Source organism: Luteipulveratus flavus (assembly GCF_029439465.1).
In the GTDB taxonomy this organism is placed as follows: Bacteria; Actinomycetota; Actinomycetes; order Actinomycetales; family Dermatophilaceae; genus Luteipulveratus; species Luteipulveratus flavus.
Genome location: NZ_JAROAV010000037.1, coordinates 54,606 through 68,610 on the forward strand (window position 1 = coordinate 54,606; position 14,005 = coordinate 68,610).

Consider the following 14,005-nt stretch of genomic DNA (forward strand, 5'->3'; position numbering starts at 1 on the left):
CCGCGAGTTTCGACTACCCGGCGCTCCATGCCGGGCCGGACAGACGAGAATCGCGATGAGGGATGGCGCGGCGGCGGGCGCCGCAGGGGCTTGTGGGGCGGGCGGGGTGGGGCTTGAGTGGGGCCATGACCACGATCGAGGGAATCGACGCCGGCGTCGCGCCGTCCGGGACCGGGTGCGTGGAGTGCGAGGCCGCGAGCGGCTGGTGGGTGCACCTGAGGCGGTGCGCTCAGTGCGGTCACGTGGGCTGCTGCGACTCCAGCCCGGGCCAGCACGCCACCGCCCACTTCCAGCAGACCGGTCACCCCGTGATGCAGAGCTACGAGCCGGGTGAGGACTGGTTCTGGAGCTTCGAGGCCCAGGCGCCCGTCGACGGCCCCCGGCTCGCGGACCCGCAGAGCCACCCGTCCGGCCAGTCCGCGCCCGGGCCGGCGGACCGCCTGCCCGACGACTGGCAGGACCACATCCACCGCTGATCGGGCGGGCTCAGCCGCGCCCGCGGTTGCGCGGATGCTGGCGCGCCGTGCGCTCGTTGCCGTGCTTGTACGCGCCGGTGACCCGGGCCATCAGCTGCTGGGCGTCGCCCGCCTCGACGTCCTCCAGGAAGTCGGCCGCCCGCCGTCCACGCAGCGTCGCCGCGCGCCGGCCGTGGTGGCGGATCACGACGGACTCCCCCTCCACGACGTACGCGAACCCGTCCGGGCGACCGCTCCCCACGGCTCAGCCCTCCGCCGGGCGAGGGCCGGCGTCGCGCTCGGCCCTGCTGCGCTCGACGCAGAACTCGTTGCCCTCGGGGTCGGTCATGACGACCCACCCGGTGCCGTCCGGTCGCCGCTGGTCGTCGCGCTGCGTGGCGCCGAGGCTGCGCAGCCGCTCGACCTCCTCGTCCCGCGGGATGCCCGGCCGAAGGTCAAGGTGGACGCGGTTCTTGACCGCCTTGTCGTCCGGCACCTGGACGAACAGCAGGGTCGGCCCGCCCTCGACCCGGACGATGGCCTCCGGGTCACCGGGGTGGTCCTCCGCGTCGACCGGGACGTCGAACACCTGACACCAGAAGGCGGCCTGGGCGTAGGCGTCGCGGCAGTCGAAGGTCACGTGACTCACGGCGGTCTTCATGGTCCGAGCCTCCTGCCGCAGCCGACGTCCCCGCCACCGGTTATCGGGCGGTCGCCGTCCACGTCGTACGCCGTGGACGGCGACTTCCCTCCACGACGGCCGCGGGTGTAGAAAACTCCTCATTACTGATGCGTAACTTCCGCCGAGCAGCAGGAGATGTCGATGAGTCACGTCCCGAAGGCAGCACCCAGCTCCGACCTCAACGCGCGTCAGGAGGCCCTCCTGTGGATCGTCGCCGACGTCGTCTTCCTCGGTGCTCTCCTGCTGATCTGCGTGCTGTTCAAGCCGACCGGTGAGCACCTCCCCGGCCCCGACTGGCTGACCGCGCCGCTCATCGGCTGGGTCGTCGGCAACATCGTCGCCTGGGTCATCCCGCACCGGATCACGACGCCGTCGTGGCTGATCCTGGTGGTCGCCGTCGTGGTCGTCGTCCTGATCGCGCTGGTCTTCCCCGCCGACTCACGGCACATCGGGCACATGATCGCCGGCTTCGTGGTCGGTGTGACGACCGGCTACCTGGCCTCGCGCGCACTGGCCGCGCTGCGCCGCGCCCGCACCGCCTGAGCGTCCGGCCCGCCGGCGGCGGGCACGCCGGTCACGCCGGTTCGTCGAGACGGCGGCGCTGGTCCTCGGTGAGCGTCAGCGCAGCCGCCTCGATCGCCTCGTCCAGCTGCGCGATCGAGCTGGTGCCGATGATCGGGCGGACGTCCCGGGCGAGCAGCCAGGCGAGCACGACCTGACCCGGCTTGGCGCCCAGCTCGGCGGCGACCTCGCCCAGGACGGCCAGCCGCCCCGAGGTCCCCGGATGGTCGTACGCCGTCGGCAGCGGCCGGTCGTCGCGGTCGTACGCGCCCTGGATGAGCGGCGAGTACGCCCACAGCCCGACGTCCGGGTGGGCCGCCAGGTAGTCGGCGGTCTCCAGGTTCGCGAAGCCGTACGGGTGGTCCTTGCCCTCGACGTGCGCACCCGGGCGCGGCTCGACGTAGGAGGTCGTCAGCTGCAGCAGGTCGAACTCCGGCAGGCCGCGCTGCTGGGCCAGCATCCGCATCCGCTCCACCCGCCAGGTCGGGTGGTTGGACAGGCCGATCCGCCCGACCAGCTCCTCCTGCACGAGCGCGCCGAACGTCTCGACGACCTCCTCGTCCGGCGTCGAGCGGTCCTCGCCGTGCGCCCAGTAGACGTCGAGGCGGTCCAGCCCGAGCCGGTCGAGGGACCCGACCAGCTCACGCCGAACGACGTCGGCGCCGAGCCCCTCGACGCCGTCACCCGCGGGCGTCATGCCGACCTTGGAGGCGACCTCGACATCGGCGCCCGGGTTCGCGCGCAGCCACTCGCCGATGGCGGTCTCGGACAGGCCGCTGCCTCCGGCCCAGAAGGCGTACGCGTTGGCGGTGTCGAGCATCCGGCCGCCGGCCGCGACGAACCGGTCGACGAGCGCGAACGAGGTGGCGGTGTCGATGCGGCCGCCGAAGTACATCGTGCCGAGGACGAGCGCTTCAGCCATGCCCGCCACTGTAGGAGCCCGACCGGCCGCGCCGCCCGTACCGCCCTGCCAGAATCACGCGCGTGACGTCACTGCCGGCAGGTGTGGTGCTCGACAGCGAGCCGTTGGAGCGGCCGTGGATCGCGGGAGCGCGACGCGGCGAGGACCCCGGACCGCTGCTGCAGGTCCGGCGCGTGGACGAGGCGACGTACGTCCTGCGCCAGTCCAAGCGCGTGACGTACGAGGCGCCCTTCATCCCGCTCCTGCTCGGCACGAAGCGCGCACTGCTGCTCGACACCGGGGCGGTCGCCGATCCCTTGCGGATGCCGCTGCGGGCGACCGTGCGGGTACTGGTCGACGAGTGGGTGCGGGCGCACGGCCTCGACGGCCTGGAGCTCGTGGTGGCGCACACCCACGGGCACGGCGACCACACCGGCGGCGACGCTCAGTTCGTCGACCTCCCGGACGTGACCGTGGTCGGCAAGGGGCGTGAGGCCGTCCAGGAGTACTTCGGCATCGAGCCCTGGCCGGACGCGGTGGTGCCCTTCGACCTCGGCGGCCGCGAGCTGCTGGTCACCGGCGCGCCCGGGCACGACGCGCGTTCGATCTTCGTCGTCGACCCGTCGCGCGGGCTGATGTTCTCCGGCGACACCGCCTACCCCGGACGCCTGTTCGTGCAGGACCTGGCTGCCTTGCGACAGACCCTCACCCGCATGGTCGAGCTCGCCGAGCGGACCGGCGTGGAGACCGTCGTCGGCTGCCACATCGAGCTGGACGCGCGGGGACGCGAGCACCCGGTCGGTGTGCGGTTCCACGCGGACGAGACCCCGCTACCGCTCACCGTCGACCAGCTCCGTCGGCTGCGCGACCTCGCGCACGCCGCCCCCGCCGACAAGAGCGGCGTCGTGCGCGGCACGCCCATGAACCTGTGGATCGGACGGTGCGTCGGGCCGGGCCTGCGATCCACGGCCGCTGCGCTCGTCCGGCGCGCCCGCGGCCTCGGGTAGCCGTTCGGAGCCGCCGTCGCGACTTCAGCGGTCCGCGACATGCAGGGCACCCTGCGTTCACCCGGACCCATCACGCTGGTCGCCGTGATCCTCGGCCCGGCCACGGACCCCGTACGCGTGGCGCAGCTGGCGAACTTCATCGGCCCGGTGTCCGGAGGGATGAAGATCGTGGTCGACCGGCTGGGCGCGGCGTACCACCGGGCGGGCATCGAGCGGCTGCTGATCATCCCCGGCGCCGAGGACGCCCGCGAGGAGACGGCCGCCGGCACCGTGGTGCAGATCCGGGCGCCGCGCGTCCGGGGCGATTACCGGCTGATCGTGCAGCCGTGGCGCGTCATCGAGGTGCTGGAGGAGTTCGCGCCGACGTCGCTGGAGATCTCGGACAAGTCGACGCTGCTGCCGATCGCCCGCTGGGCGCGTCGCGCAGGCGTACCGACCGTGCTGTTCTCGCACGAGCGGATGGGCGCGATGCTCGCGCTGCGGACCGGCCGACCGAGCTCGGTCGCTGCGCCGATCTCGCTGCTCAACCGCATCCTGCTGCGCCAGTTCGACACCGTCGTGGTGACCTCGGAGTACGCCGCCGCGGAGTTCGAGCGCGTCCCAGGCCCGCGCACCGCCGGGCTCGTCCGGGTGCCGCTCGGCGTCGACCTCAAGACCTTCGCGCCCCGCGAGCGCGCGCCGTACGCCGGTCCGTTGCGGCTGGTCCACGCGGGCCGGCTGTCGCGGGAGAAGAGCCCGCACCTGGCCGTCGCGACCGCGGTCGAGCTGCACCGGCGCGGCGTTCCCGTACGGCTGGACGTCCTCGGCGGCGGACCGCACCGCGACGAGCTGGAGGCGCTCGCGGGCGACGCGCCCGTCGTGTTCCACGGCCACATCTCCGACCGGGCCGAGGTGGCCGAGCGGCTCGCGACCGCCGACATCAGCCTGTCGGTGTGCCCGTGCGAGACGTTCGGGCTCGCGGTGCTGGAGGCGTTGGCGTGCGGGACGCCAGTCGTCACCGCTGACACCGGCGGCGCGCGCGAGCTGATCGACGGCACGTGCGGCTCGTGGGCGGCGCCGGATCCGTCTTCGCTGGCCGACGCCGTGGAGCGGCTGGCGTCCCGGTCGGTGGGCGCCACGCGGACGTCCGCGCGGGCGCGGGCAGAGCAGTTCACCTGGAAGCGGACTGAACGGACGATGGTCGACCTGCACCGCGAGATCACCGAACCCGCCGTCGTCCCTGCGTAGTCGGGCATCATCGAGCGCGTTCTGCGGCGCTTCCTCATCCGGACGCCGGTGCCCGCACGCCGGACACGAGCGCCAGCTGCAGCTTGGTCTCGTCCTCCGAGCCCGGCGCGGTGGTCAGGATGACGACTTTGCGCTCGGCGTCGTCGGTCAGGACGTCGCAGTCCACAGACACAGCGCCGACGGCCGGATGAAGCACGGTCTTGTGGTCCTCCCGGTGCGCCGCGACCGACCCGGTGGCCCACAGCTGCGCGAAGGTCGGATTGGCGAGCAGGTCGTGGACCAGGCACGAGAGCCGCGGGCTGCTCCCGAAGCGGCCTGACGCGCGCCGCAGATCCGAGACGACGGCCGCTGCCACGCTGCGCGCATCGACCGACTCGACCGGCCACTGGGCGAGCGCTGTGCCGCGTTGCTCGACGGGGAAGGTGTCCCGGGCGAAGTTGCGTTCGGCCGGCGGGACCACGCCCGGGTCGCCCAGGAGGGCCGCCCATGCCGCGTTCCACCAGATGAGCTGCCAGTCGGCGGCGAACACGGCGACCGCGGCATCGTGGAGCCGGTTCAGGACCCGCTGCGTGCCCGGCGGGATGTGGTCGGAGATCTCCGCGTCGGCAGGCGGGTCCAGCCCGGCCAGGCGGTACAGGTGGTCGCGCTCGGTCTCGGTGAGCTGCAGCGCACGCGCGAGCGACGCGACGACCTGACCCGACGGGTTGGCGGCTCGGCCCTGCTCCAGGCGCACCACGTAGTCCACCGAGATCCCGGCGAGCTGCGCGAGGTCTTCGCGGCGCAGACCCGCGGCGCGACGCGTACGCCGGTACGGCAGGCCTGCAGCAGCCGGCGACAGCCGGTCCCGCCACGCGCGCACGGTCGGACCGAGTCCCGCCTCGGGGATGCTCACGCTCTCATTGTGGCTCCGACGGACCGCGGCTTCGTAGTACTCCTGGTCCTACCGTCGTCCCGTCTCTGGTGCCGCGAGCCGACCCGGCCGACGCTGGCATCACGACGCACATCGCGTCAGGTCAGGAGACATCATGACGGTGACGGACAGCTCGATCCGGCGGCTGCTCGACGAGGCGGCCATCCGAGACGTGACGGCGAGATTCGCGGATGCGGCCGTGCACGCCGACTACGACGCCTTCCGCGCGGTGTGGGCGCAGGACGCCGAGTGGGTGATCGGAGGTACGAAGTCCCAGCCCTTCGAACGGCGAGCGAGCGGACTCGACGAGATCGTCGCGCTCTACCGGACGCTGCGTGAGGAGCGGGACTACTTCATCCAGTTCGCGGTGCAGGGTCCGATCCGGATCGACGGGGACGAGGCGACGGCTCGCACCATCTGTCACGAGGCGGCACGCGGAGGGAGCGACTCCTACTACCGCAACAACGGCGTGTGGTTCGACCGCCTCCGCCGGGCGGGCGAGGGATGGGTGTTCGCCAGCCGGACCTACCAGTACCTCTGGCTGGACCTCTCGGCGTACTCAGGAGACGTCTTTCCCGCTGTGGTCCGGGACGTCGGCGGGGATGTCGCCGCTACCACCTGACCGGAGCCATCCAACGGCTGCCGGCGCAGCCCTCAGTCCGACAGCGCGGCCTCGGCGTACGCGAAGAACGCCTCGTGGTGCACCCGCTTGATGTAGCCCAGGTCTCCGCTGCGGACCTGTTGGAGCATTCCCTTCGGCGCCAACATGCGTTCCAGCGTAGGGAACCCGTCCAGCTCGAGCTGCTCAACCATGTCCTGCACAGCGGCGGCTGCCGAACCGGCGTCGGAGATCTCCCACCAGCCCTCGATCCCCGCGGGCGTCGCGGCGGGATGGAGCCTACGGCGGTAGAGGCCGAGGGACTCGGAGACCTTCTTGGGCATCACCCTGCCCAGGCGTTCGCCGTGGAGTCGAAGCCAGGGCTGCGGAGCAACGGCCAGATTCAGGATGCATCGGAGCCGTTCGGACGTGCTGGAGGACGAGGACTGGATGTTCACCACGGCCCAGTCGCCCGCGGCGTTGGACTTCCGCCAGGTCGGCGCCGAACCCTGGTAGCCGCGCTCGCGGGCACTGGGGCCTAGGCGTTCGCGAAGCGCATCCTTCAGAGCCTGTTGAGCTGTCACGGGGTGACGATCCCACGTGTGCCGTCTCGCGGCCGCGGATGTGCCACCGTGGCTGGGGAATCGGCGCGCGGACCTCACATCCGGGGGCGCCGACACGACTACTAGGTGATGAACACGACGATCCCTTTCGAGCAGGCCATCACGCAGCACGGCGCCACCGTGCTGCGGGTGTGCCGTGCAGTCCTCGGTCCCGGAGCGGACGCCGAGGACGCCTGGTCGGAGACGTTCGTCGCCGCGCTGGCCGCCTGGCCGGACCTGGACCCCGACACCAACGTCGAGGCCTGGCTGGTCCGGGTGGCCCGTCGCAAGGCGATCGACGTCACCCGCGCCCGGGCACGCCACGCGGTGCCGACCGACGACGTACCCGACCGACCCTCAAACGTCGGCAGGCCCGACGGTCACGACCTCGACCTCTGGCGCGCGGTCGCCGCGCTGCCCGAACGACAACGGCTCGCCGTCGCCTATCACTACCTCGGCGGCCTGCCCCACACCGAGACCGCCGAGCTGATCGGTGGCCGACCCGACGCGGTACGACGTGCCGCCGCCGACGGCGTACGCAGCCTGCGGCGAGCGTTCGCCGCGGCCGATGCCCAGGAAGGAGCATCCCGATGAGCACCGACAACGACCTCTTCCCCGTCGACGAGGCGACCCTCGCCCGCCTGCACGCCCGCCTCGAGCGGGACGCCGACACCGCCGGCATCCTCGACGTCGCGTACCGCACGGTCGACAGCCCGGTCGGCCCGCTGCTGCTCGCCGCCACGCCCGAGGGGCTGGTGCGGGTGGCGTACGAGCGGGAGGGTTTCGACGCCGTCGTTCAGACGCTGTCGGACCGGATCAGCCCGCGCATCCTGGAGGCACCGCAGCGACTCGACGCCGCCGCCCGCGAGCTGGAGGAGTACTTCGCCGGTACGCGGCACACGTTCGACCTGCCGCTGGACCACCGTCTCTCGTCCGGCTTCCGGCAGACCGTGCAGGCGGCGCTGCCGTCGATCGAGTACGGCCGCACGCTCTCCTACGGTCAGGTGGCTGCGCTGGTCGGCAACCCCAAGGCCGTCCGTGCGGTCGGCACCGCCTGCGCGACCAACCCGCTGCCGGTCGTCGTCCCCTGCCACCGCGTGCTGCGGTCCGACGGCTCACTGGGTGGGTACGTCGGGGGCGCCGACGCGAAGTCCGCGCTGCTGACCCTGGAGGCGGCGTGACCTCGCACGCTCGCCGGCGCGGTCAGGCGCCGGCGAGCGCGTCACGGCTCGACAACCGGCGTGTTCTGGCACGCCGCGAGGAGCCACCGCTCGTCGTCCTTGACCATGACGTAGAGCGGCGCGCCCACGGCGTCGGCCACCGGTTCGCCGTCGGCGTCGGCGTAGGTCTGCCGGACCTGCACCGCGGCGACGTCCGGTCGCAGGAACGACACGTGCGTGACCTCGTACGTCGTCCCCTGCAGGTCGGTCATCGCCCCGGGCAGCACTCGCCCGGTGAACTCGGCGATGGCGTCGCGGCCGATCAGGCGGACACCGGTCGCGGTGGTCCAGATCGCGTCGGCGGTGAAGAGGTCGACGAACTCGTCGACCAGCTCGGCCCGCTGGGTGCGTTCGACGGTCGCCACGACGGCCCGGATGCGGTCGAGGTCGGCACGAGTGGAGTCCATGACGCGAGCCTCACACCTGAAGCCCACTTCACCTCAAGCCCACGAAGGGAGCAGTCGGTATGACCACCACGACCGACGTGTACGCCGACCGGGTCGCCGCAGGTGACTGGGACGCCGTCCGCGGCGAGCTGGACGAGTACGGCGGCGCTCTGCTGCCGCAGCTGCTCACCGCAGCCGAGGCGAAGGAGATCCGCGACCTGTACGAGCGGGACGACGCCTTCCGGACCACCGTCGACATGGGGCGGCACCGGTTCGGCGAGGGGCAGTACCGCTACTTCCAGGCGCCCTACCCGGAGCCGATCGAGGCGCTCAAGCAGGCGCTCTACCCGCGGCTGCTGCCGGTCGCGCGCGACTGGTGGAGCCGGCTCGGCCGGGAGACGCCCTGGCCTGACACGCTCGACGAGTGGCTCGCGATGTGTCACGCCGCCGGGCAGACGAAGTCGACGGCGATCCTGCTGAAGTACGGCGAGAAGGACTGGAACGCCCTGCACCGCGACCTCTACGGCGACCTGGTCTTCCCGCTGCAGGTCGTCATCAACCTCAACGAGCCGGGCGTCGACCACACCGGCGGTGAGTTCCTGCTGCTGGAGCAGCGGCCGCGAGCGCAGTCGCGCGGGTCGGCGTACCTGCTGCCGCAGGGCCATGGCTACGTGTTCACGACGCGCGACCGACCGGTGCGCTCGGCGCGCGGCTGGTCGGCGGCACCCGTACGGCACGGCGTCTCCGCCATCCGGTCGGGCGAGCGGTTCACGCTCGCCCTCGTCTTCCACGACGCGGCATGAGCTACACCCTCATCGGCGCCGACGGCCGGCCGTACGCCTCCCCCACGCCGGGCCGTCTGGGCGGATACCGACGATCGAAGCTGCGCCTGGACTGCCCGTCCGCGCTGCGGGCGATCGCGAAGGGCGGGTACGTCGGTGAGCGGGTGTTCTTCGCCGACGAGGCGACCGCTGTCGCGGCCGGCTACCGGCCTTGTGCGGTGTGCCTGCCGGCCGAGTACGCCGCTTGGAAGGCCGAGCACCGGTGAGCACCCTGTTCGGCGATGACCTGGCGCCGCGCCCGACGCGCGAGCTCACGCCGGGCGCGGTCTGGGTGCCGGGGTGGCTCACCCAGGAGCAGCAGGCGTGGCTCGTCTCTCGCTTCCGCGAGTGGGCGGAGGGCCCGGTTCCGTTGCGCCACGCGGTGGTCCGCGGCCACGAGATGAGCGTGCAGACGGTCTGCCTCGGCTGGCACTGGCGTCCGTACGCGTATTCGCGCGAGGCGGTCGACGTGAACGGCAACCGTGTTCTCGAGGTGCCGGACTGGATGGTCCGTCTCGGCCGGCGCGCGGTCGAGGCGACCGGTCTCGGCGACGACGGCTACACCCCGGACACCGCGCTGGTGAACTACTACGACAGCGCCGCGCGGATGGGCATGCACCAGGACAAGGACGAGCGCTCCCTCGCGCCGGTCGTGTCGCTGTCGATCGGTGACACGTGCACGTTCCGGTTCGGCAACACGACCAACCGCAACAAACCGTACGAGGACGTCGCGCTTACGTCGGGCGACCTGTTCGTCTTCGGCGGCCCGGCGCGGCTGGCGTACCACGGCGTGACGAAGATCCACGCCGGCACCGCGCCCGACGGCTGCGGCCTGACCGAGGGCCGCATCAACATCACCCTTCGGATGACCGGCCTCGACGGCTGAGCTGCAGCCGCGTCCGCCTCGACTGGTCGTTCGTGCAGAAGGAACGGGCGTCAGAGCGCGCGCTCCTTCTGCACCAACGACAGGTCGCGGCTTCGGCCCATCTGCTGCCGACCGTCAGTCGGCCGTGCTTGAGTCGGAGGTGCACACCACGACCAGCGCAGGAGGAAGCGATGATCAACGGCGTACTCGGCCAGAGCACCGTCACGGACCTGGCCCGCGCGGAGGAGTGGTACACCCGGCTGTTCGATCGCGAGCCCGACTCCCGTCCGATGGACGGGCTGCTGGAGTGGCATCTCGGGGACGGGTTCGGGGTGCAGGTGTGGTCGGAGGCCGATCGCGCCGGACGTTCCTCGATCGTGCTCGTCGAGACCGACCTCGACGCCGTGGCCACGCGCCTGGCCGCTGCCGGCGTCGACCACGACGGCGCGCAGCCCGGCGGCGGCGCCCGGGTCCTGCAGCTCACCGATCCGGACGGCAACCGCGTCGTGATCACCGGAGCCTGACGCCGCACCCCCAACAGCGCCAACGACAGGAGAGCCCGCCGGTGTCCCGCACCCGAGTGCACAACCTGAACATCTCCCTCGACGGATTCGCCGCCGGCGAGCACGTCACTCTGGAGGAGCCCATCGGTGCCGCCGGGCAGCTCTTCGCCCGGTTCGACGGCCGCGTGATCCACGGCGTCCAGCACGCCGACGCCCCGATCACCGTCGACCGGGCGCTGACGTCTCTGTGGGCTCAGGGGATCGGCGCCGAGATCATGGGCCGGCGTAAGTTCGGACCGCAGAGCGGCGATTGGGGTGACGACGACTGGCGCGGCTGGTGGGGCGACGAACCTCCCTTCCGCACACCGCTTTTCGTCATGACGCACCATCCCCGCGCGCCGATCCACTTCGACAACGGCACCTCGTTCCACTTCGTCGACGGCCCGGCGGAGGAGGTGCTGGCCCGGGCGAAGGAGGCCGCCGACGGCCAGGACATACGTCTCGGCGGCGGGCCGAGCTCGGTCCGCCAGTTCCTGCAGGCGGACCTGGTCGACTTCATGCACCTGGTGACGGTGCCGGTCGTCCTCGGCCAGGGCGTCTCGCTGTGGGACGGCCTTGAGGGGCTGCAGGAGCGGTTCGACATCGAGCAGGTCACCTCGGCCAGCGGCCAGATCCACCACCTCTGGAACCGCAAGCGCGATTGACGTCGACGGCCAGTGGGATCCGCCCCGTTCTACGCGATGTCGTGGAAAGTGGCCCCTGAACCGGCGGGCACTCGGGCCAACTCACCTGATGTCGCGAAAACTGGCCCCCGAACCGGCGCTCATCACGGCCGCCTCCCCCGATGTCGCGGCAAGTGGCTCTCGGTACACGGCCGAAGTATGCGGCGCTGGAACCCTGTTACCCCTTACTCGAGCCAAGCACGAAAGAGCCGAACGTGCGTTCGGCTGTAGGTTCGAGTAAGGTTTAACGACGTCGACGAAAGCGAGGCCACGGAGACACTGGCCTTCGCACTGGACGGCGTGAGCTACGAGATCGACTTGTGCGGCCACCAATGCTGCACGGCTTCGTGATGAGTTCGGCGCGTGGACCTAGAAGGCACGGCGCACCGGCGGGCGCCGAGCGACCGGCAGTCGCTCAGCCACCTCCGGCCGACGCGACCTGACCACGCTTCGCGAGTTGGCGCGCGAGAACGGCCACACCGTCAGCGAACCGCGGTCGGGGCCGAACGAGGTGGAGGCGTACGAGAAGGCTGCTGCTGACCGTTCCTGATCGGGCCTGTACCTCCAACTCCGCGGGAGCGCGGTTGAGCGCAACCGTACTGGCGTCGAAGGGATGCGCGTCCGTGCCAGGGGGATGCGACTCAGACAACGGTGGTACTCGGAAGCTCGCATTCCCGATTGACGTACCGGAGAGCGTAGACCTAAATAGCCCCATGACGTACTTCGACCAGGCATGGATCCGCGCGGTGAAATCTCGATGTGACGAAACGCTTCAACGTGCGGACGTAGGCTTCACAGCCCAAGATATCCACGACGAGCACGGCGCGGTCACCGCCATCATGTGGCAGGCAAATCCGCAGCGTTACGCTGAGCGGTATCCCGATAGCGCCATCGTCGACTCATATGGTTCGCAATGGCCGGAAGTGCGTGATATCAACTGCACTCTCAAACTAGATGAGAGCCCGCATGCCGTGGGTCTTGCGATTGAGGGGTGGGGCTTACCGGAAGTCTTTGTGCGAGTTGACCAGCGCGGCGACCGTGACGGAGTCCAAATCGCAAACTTGCTATCCCGAATTTTTGCGGTGCCCAATTTTCGGTAATCCGGCTTGGTCGCGGCGGAGCCTCCGACCTAGGGCAAAATCCCGCCGCGACCAAGTTTTCATGTGACCCCGGTTCCGAACCTAGTAGCCACACACCTTCGACGCCTCTGGGCCATAGTGCTTCGGGGTGTAGTACCACTTGCCGCGGTAGAGGAACCCACCATGCGAGACGCCTCGGTACGTGCCGCTATCGCAGCGCATGAATGATTGACCCTTTTTTCCAGTGAACCCTCGCACGTCGTAATATTTTGCGGGGTCGCTATCAGTCACGACGTTTACCCAAGAACCATTCTGCTTCTTTTGGAGGTCCACCCAGATCCGCATCTCACTGACCATGGTGTCGCACTGTGCTGTCGCTTTAGCGCCCATGTCTCCGCGCGTTCCACTCGACGGGTGAAAGTTGTGCGTCGTGATGCTGCAATCTGAATTAGGCGTGAGAGCTGTGAACACCTCTCCACACCCGGTCAGTGTTGCCGTGCCGACAAGGCCGACGAGAAGTGCGGCCGTCTTCCTTGACGCGCGACGGCGCCGACGTTCAGTCCGCATTGCTGCCACCCGCCTCGTCGATCAGAGTCTCATTGTCAGCGATCAGCGCATCCGCATCCGACGAAGGCAGTGAACTGACCTCTTCAGCAATGTCGTCCAGGCTGGTGATGTCCTCCGGCGAAGTTCCTCCTTCAGTTACTGCTTCTACAACCTGATCTGTCAGCTGATTCTTCGCATCGATCGCTGGAATGGTGACGGCCTCGCGCCCCGCAGCTTCGCAGCCCCCTGTTTCGGCCGGGACCGAACCGAAAAGGGGTGAGTTGATGCCGTCATGGGCGATGTACTCGCGGGTCCCGTTACTCTCAGGACTCGAATCCGTTCCGCGCAACGCCGTTAAGTACGAGTCGGTTGGCGTGGCGCCAGCTTCCGGACGAGGTGCCAAGTTGATGGGAGCTGGCTCCCGGAATGGTGGCTCCTCGCCGACTGGGTCGCCAGATTCATCGTACTGGGGCTGCCACCAATTAGGTGCGGGCGGCTTCTCGTAGACCCATCCTTTTGTGCTCATACACAACTGTACGGTGTTTTGGAAGTTGTCCCAGATTGCCGTGTTCAGCGTTACTCCATCGAGCAACTGGACCGGCTCAGTGACTTCTGGCGACTCGGTCGCTGCTTCGGAGTAGGGCGGTGGCTCCGAATCATCGCCCCAGGCGACCAGCTGCGACGATCCGAGCGATACTCCCGCAAGAGCGACGGCGCACAGCGCGAGTCGCGTACTTCTGTTCATTCTGTCCGCCTTGAAACGGGCGCAAGAAATCTCACATCGGGGACCCCAAATAGACCGCCAACGATTTCGCTGGCGGTAAATAGTGACATGAAGATCACCCGGCCGTGCGGACCGGGCGATGCCTCCCCCTCCGTGAGAGCTGAAGGATATGCACCCCGTGGCTACGCATGTCAGG

Annotated in this window: 21 protein-coding genes; 14 read left to right on the forward strand and 7 right to left on the reverse strand. The window is 70.0% G+C overall.

Features of this window, described 5'->3' with window-relative positions; all coding sequences use genetic code 11:
* Positions 1-125: 125 nt before the first annotated feature.
* Complete coding sequence (locus P4R38_RS15115) at positions 126-476, forward strand: UBP-type zinc finger domain-containing protein (RefSeq protein ID WP_277192892.1); 351 nt, start codon at positions 126-128, stop codon at positions 474-476.
* 10 nt (positions 477-486) lie between these two features.
* On the opposite strand, the gene P4R38_RS15120 is transcribed toward P4R38_RS15115, so the two are convergent.
* Complete coding sequence (locus P4R38_RS15120; RefSeq protein WP_277192893.1) at positions 487-717, reverse strand: hypothetical protein; 231 nt, start codon at positions 715-717, stop codon at positions 487-489.
* Positions 718-720: 3 nt separating this feature from the next.
* Complete coding sequence (locus P4R38_RS15125) at positions 721-1,116, reverse strand: VOC family protein (RefSeq protein ID WP_277192894.1); 396 nt, start codon at positions 1,114-1,116, stop codon at positions 721-723.
* A gap of 162 nt (positions 1,117-1,278) precedes the next feature.
* Here P4R38_RS15125 and P4R38_RS15130 point away from each other — a divergent pair, with 162 nt between their 5' ends.
* Positions 1,279-1,680, forward strand: coding sequence for a hypothetical protein (locus tag P4R38_RS15130; RefSeq protein ID WP_277192895.1), 402 nt, complete (start codon positions 1,279-1,281; stop codon positions 1,678-1,680).
* A 31-nt stretch (positions 1,681-1,711) separates the two neighbouring features.
* Here P4R38_RS15130 and P4R38_RS15135 read toward each other — a convergent pair whose 3' ends face one another.
* Positions 1,712-2,620, reverse strand: a complete 909-nt coding sequence (locus P4R38_RS15135) for an aldo/keto reductase (RefSeq protein ID WP_277192896.1) — start codon at positions 2,618-2,620, stop codon at positions 1,712-1,714.
* 62 nt (positions 2,621-2,682) lie between these two features.
* Here P4R38_RS15135 and P4R38_RS15140 point away from each other — a divergent pair, with 62 nt between their 5' ends.
* Together P4R38_RS15140 and P4R38_RS15145 are read left to right on the forward strand one after the other, a co-directional pair.
* Positions 2,683-3,606: an MBL fold metallo-hydrolase gene (locus tag P4R38_RS15140; RefSeq protein WP_277192897.1), complete on the forward strand. Its 924-nt coding sequence runs from the start codon at positions 2,683-2,685 to the stop codon at positions 3,604-3,606.
* Between the two features lie 39 nt (positions 3,607-3,645).
* Positions 3,646-4,833 (forward strand): glycosyltransferase, encoded by a 1,188-nt coding sequence (locus P4R38_RS15145; protein ID WP_277192898.1) that lies wholly within the window; start codon positions 3,646-3,648, stop codon positions 4,831-4,833.
* Positions 4,834-4,867: 34 nt separating this feature from the next.
* On the opposite strand, the gene P4R38_RS15150 is transcribed toward P4R38_RS15145, so the two are convergent.
* Positions 4,868-5,725, reverse strand: coding sequence for a helix-turn-helix transcriptional regulator (locus P4R38_RS15150; RefSeq protein WP_277192899.1), 858 nt, complete (start codon positions 5,723-5,725; stop codon positions 4,868-4,870).
* A gap of 133 nt (positions 5,726-5,858) precedes the next feature.
* Here P4R38_RS15150 and P4R38_RS15155 point away from each other — a divergent pair, with 133 nt between their 5' ends.
* A complete protein-coding gene (locus P4R38_RS15155) occupies positions 5,859-6,365 on the forward strand; it encodes a nuclear transport factor 2 family protein (RefSeq protein WP_277192900.1) in 507 nt (168 codons plus the stop codon).
* A 32-nt stretch (positions 6,366-6,397) separates the two neighbouring features.
* Here the strand turns inward: P4R38_RS15155 and P4R38_RS15160 are convergent, their stop codons facing one another.
* Entirely contained in the window at positions 6,398-6,925 is a 528-nt protein-coding gene (locus P4R38_RS15160; protein WP_277192901.1) for a DUF4304 domain-containing protein, read from the reverse strand.
* A gap of 108 nt (positions 6,926-7,033) precedes the next feature.
* Here P4R38_RS15160 and P4R38_RS15165 point away from each other — a divergent pair, with 108 nt between their 5' ends.
* Together P4R38_RS15165 and P4R38_RS15170 are read left to right on the forward strand one after the other, a co-directional pair.
* Positions 7,034-7,537, forward strand: a complete 504-nt coding sequence (locus tag P4R38_RS15165; RefSeq protein WP_277192902.1) for an RNA polymerase sigma factor — start codon at positions 7,034-7,036, stop codon at positions 7,535-7,537.
* Complete coding sequence (locus P4R38_RS15170; protein WP_277192903.1) at positions 7,534-8,124, forward strand: methylated-DNA--[protein]-cysteine S-methyltransferase; 591 nt, start codon at positions 7,534-7,536, stop codon at positions 8,122-8,124. Before P4R38_RS15165 ends, P4R38_RS15170 begins: the two co-directional genes overlap by 4 nt.
* Positions 8,125-8,165: 41 nt before the next feature.
* Here P4R38_RS15170 and P4R38_RS15175 read toward each other — a convergent pair whose 3' ends face one another.
* A complete protein-coding gene (locus P4R38_RS15175; RefSeq protein ID WP_277192904.1) occupies positions 8,166-8,570 on the reverse strand; it encodes an SgcJ/EcaC family oxidoreductase in 405 nt (134 codons plus the stop codon).
* Positions 8,571-8,629: 59 nt separating this feature from the next.
* Between P4R38_RS15175 and P4R38_RS15180 the strand changes: the two genes are divergently transcribed.
* The 7 genes from P4R38_RS15180 to P4R38_RS15210 all read left to right on the forward strand — a co-directional run bounded on the left by P4R38_RS15180 (position 8,630) and on the right by P4R38_RS15210 (position 12,560).
* The gene (locus tag P4R38_RS15180) at positions 8,630-9,352 is read left to right on the forward strand and encodes a 2OG-Fe(II) oxygenase (protein ID WP_277192905.1); all 723 of its coding nucleotides are present in this window, start codon (positions 8,630-8,632) and stop codon (positions 9,350-9,352) included.
* Positions 9,349-9,597, forward strand: a complete 249-nt coding sequence (locus P4R38_RS15185; protein ID WP_277192906.1) for an Ada metal-binding domain-containing protein — start codon at positions 9,349-9,351, stop codon at positions 9,595-9,597. The genes P4R38_RS15180 and P4R38_RS15185 overlap by 4 nt, the downstream gene beginning before the upstream one ends.
* On the forward strand, positions 9,594-10,256 hold the full coding sequence (locus tag P4R38_RS15190; RefSeq protein WP_277192907.1) for an alpha-ketoglutarate-dependent dioxygenase AlkB family protein: 663 nt from the start codon (positions 9,594-9,596) through the stop codon (positions 10,254-10,256). The genes P4R38_RS15185 and P4R38_RS15190 overlap by 4 nt, the downstream gene beginning before the upstream one ends.
* Positions 10,257-10,426: 170 nt before the next feature.
* The gene (locus P4R38_RS15195; RefSeq protein WP_277192908.1) at positions 10,427-10,759 is read left to right on the forward strand and encodes a VOC family protein; all 333 of its coding nucleotides are present in this window, start codon (positions 10,427-10,429) and stop codon (positions 10,757-10,759) included.
* Between the two features lie 41 nt (positions 10,760-10,800).
* On the forward strand, positions 10,801-11,442 hold the full coding sequence (locus tag P4R38_RS15200) for a dihydrofolate reductase family protein (RefSeq protein WP_277192909.1): 642 nt from the start codon (positions 10,801-10,803) through the stop codon (positions 11,440-11,442).
* 297 nt (positions 11,443-11,739) lie between these two features.
* Positions 11,740-11,811, forward strand: a complete 72-nt coding sequence (locus P4R38_RS20065; RefSeq protein ID WP_346770763.1) for a hypothetical protein — start codon at positions 11,740-11,742, stop codon at positions 11,809-11,811.
* 362 nt (positions 11,812-12,173) lie between these two features.
* Positions 12,174-12,560: a hypothetical protein gene (locus P4R38_RS15210; protein WP_277192910.1), complete on the forward strand. Its 387-nt coding sequence runs from the start codon at positions 12,174-12,176 to the stop codon at positions 12,558-12,560.
* A gap of 535 nt (positions 12,561-13,095) precedes the next feature.
* Here the strand turns inward: P4R38_RS15210 and P4R38_RS15215 are convergent.
* Entirely contained in the window at positions 13,096-13,830 is a 735-nt protein-coding gene (locus P4R38_RS15215; protein WP_277192911.1) for a hypothetical protein, read from the reverse strand.
* Positions 13,831-14,005: the final 175 nt, after the last annotated feature.

Coding starts and splice junctions, on each gene's coding strand:
- P4R38_RS15115 (WP_277192892.1), top strand. CDS start 126: ATGACCACGATCGAGGGAATCGACGCCGGCGTCGCGCCGTCCGGGACC.
- P4R38_RS15125 (WP_277192894.1), bottom strand. CDS start 1,116: ATGAAGACCGCCGTGAGTCACGTGACCTTCGACTGCCGCGACGCCTAC.
- P4R38_RS15130 (WP_277192895.1), top strand. CDS start 1,279: ATGAGTCACGTCCCGAAGGCAGCACCCAGCTCCGACCTCAACGCGCGT.
- P4R38_RS15135 (WP_277192896.1), bottom strand. CDS start 2,620: ATGGCTGAAGCGCTCGTCCTCGGCACGATGTACTTCGGCGGCCGCATC.
- P4R38_RS15145 (WP_277192898.1), top strand. CDS start 3,646: ATGCAGGGCACCCTGCGTTCACCCGGACCCATCACGCTGGTCGCCGTG.
- P4R38_RS15155 (WP_277192900.1), top strand. CDS start 5,859: ATGACGGTGACGGACAGCTCGATCCGGCGGCTGCTCGACGAGGCGGCC.
- P4R38_RS15165 (WP_277192902.1), top strand. CDS start 7,034: ATGAACACGACGATCCCTTTCGAGCAGGCCATCACGCAGCACGGCGCC.
- P4R38_RS15170 (WP_277192903.1), top strand. CDS start 7,534: ATGAGCACCGACAACGACCTCTTCCCCGTCGACGAGGCGACCCTCGCC.
- P4R38_RS15175 (WP_277192904.1), bottom strand. CDS start 8,570: ATGGACTCCACTCGTGCCGACCTCGACCGCATCCGGGCCGTCGTGGCG.
- P4R38_RS15180 (WP_277192905.1), top strand. CDS start 8,630: ATGACCACCACGACCGACGTGTACGCCGACCGGGTCGCCGCAGGTGAC.
- P4R38_RS15185 (WP_277192906.1), top strand. CDS start 9,349: ATGAGCTACACCCTCATCGGCGCCGACGGCCGGCCGTACGCCTCCCCC.
- P4R38_RS15195 (WP_277192908.1), top strand. CDS start 10,427: ATGATCAACGGCGTACTCGGCCAGAGCACCGTCACGGACCTGGCCCGC.
- P4R38_RS15210 (WP_277192910.1), top strand. CDS start 12,174: ATGACGTACTTCGACCAGGCATGGATCCGCGCGGTGAAATCTCGATGT.
- P4R38_RS15215 (WP_277192911.1), bottom strand. CDS start 13,830: ATGAACAGAAGTACGCGACTCGCGCTGTGCGCCGTCGCTCTTGCGGGA.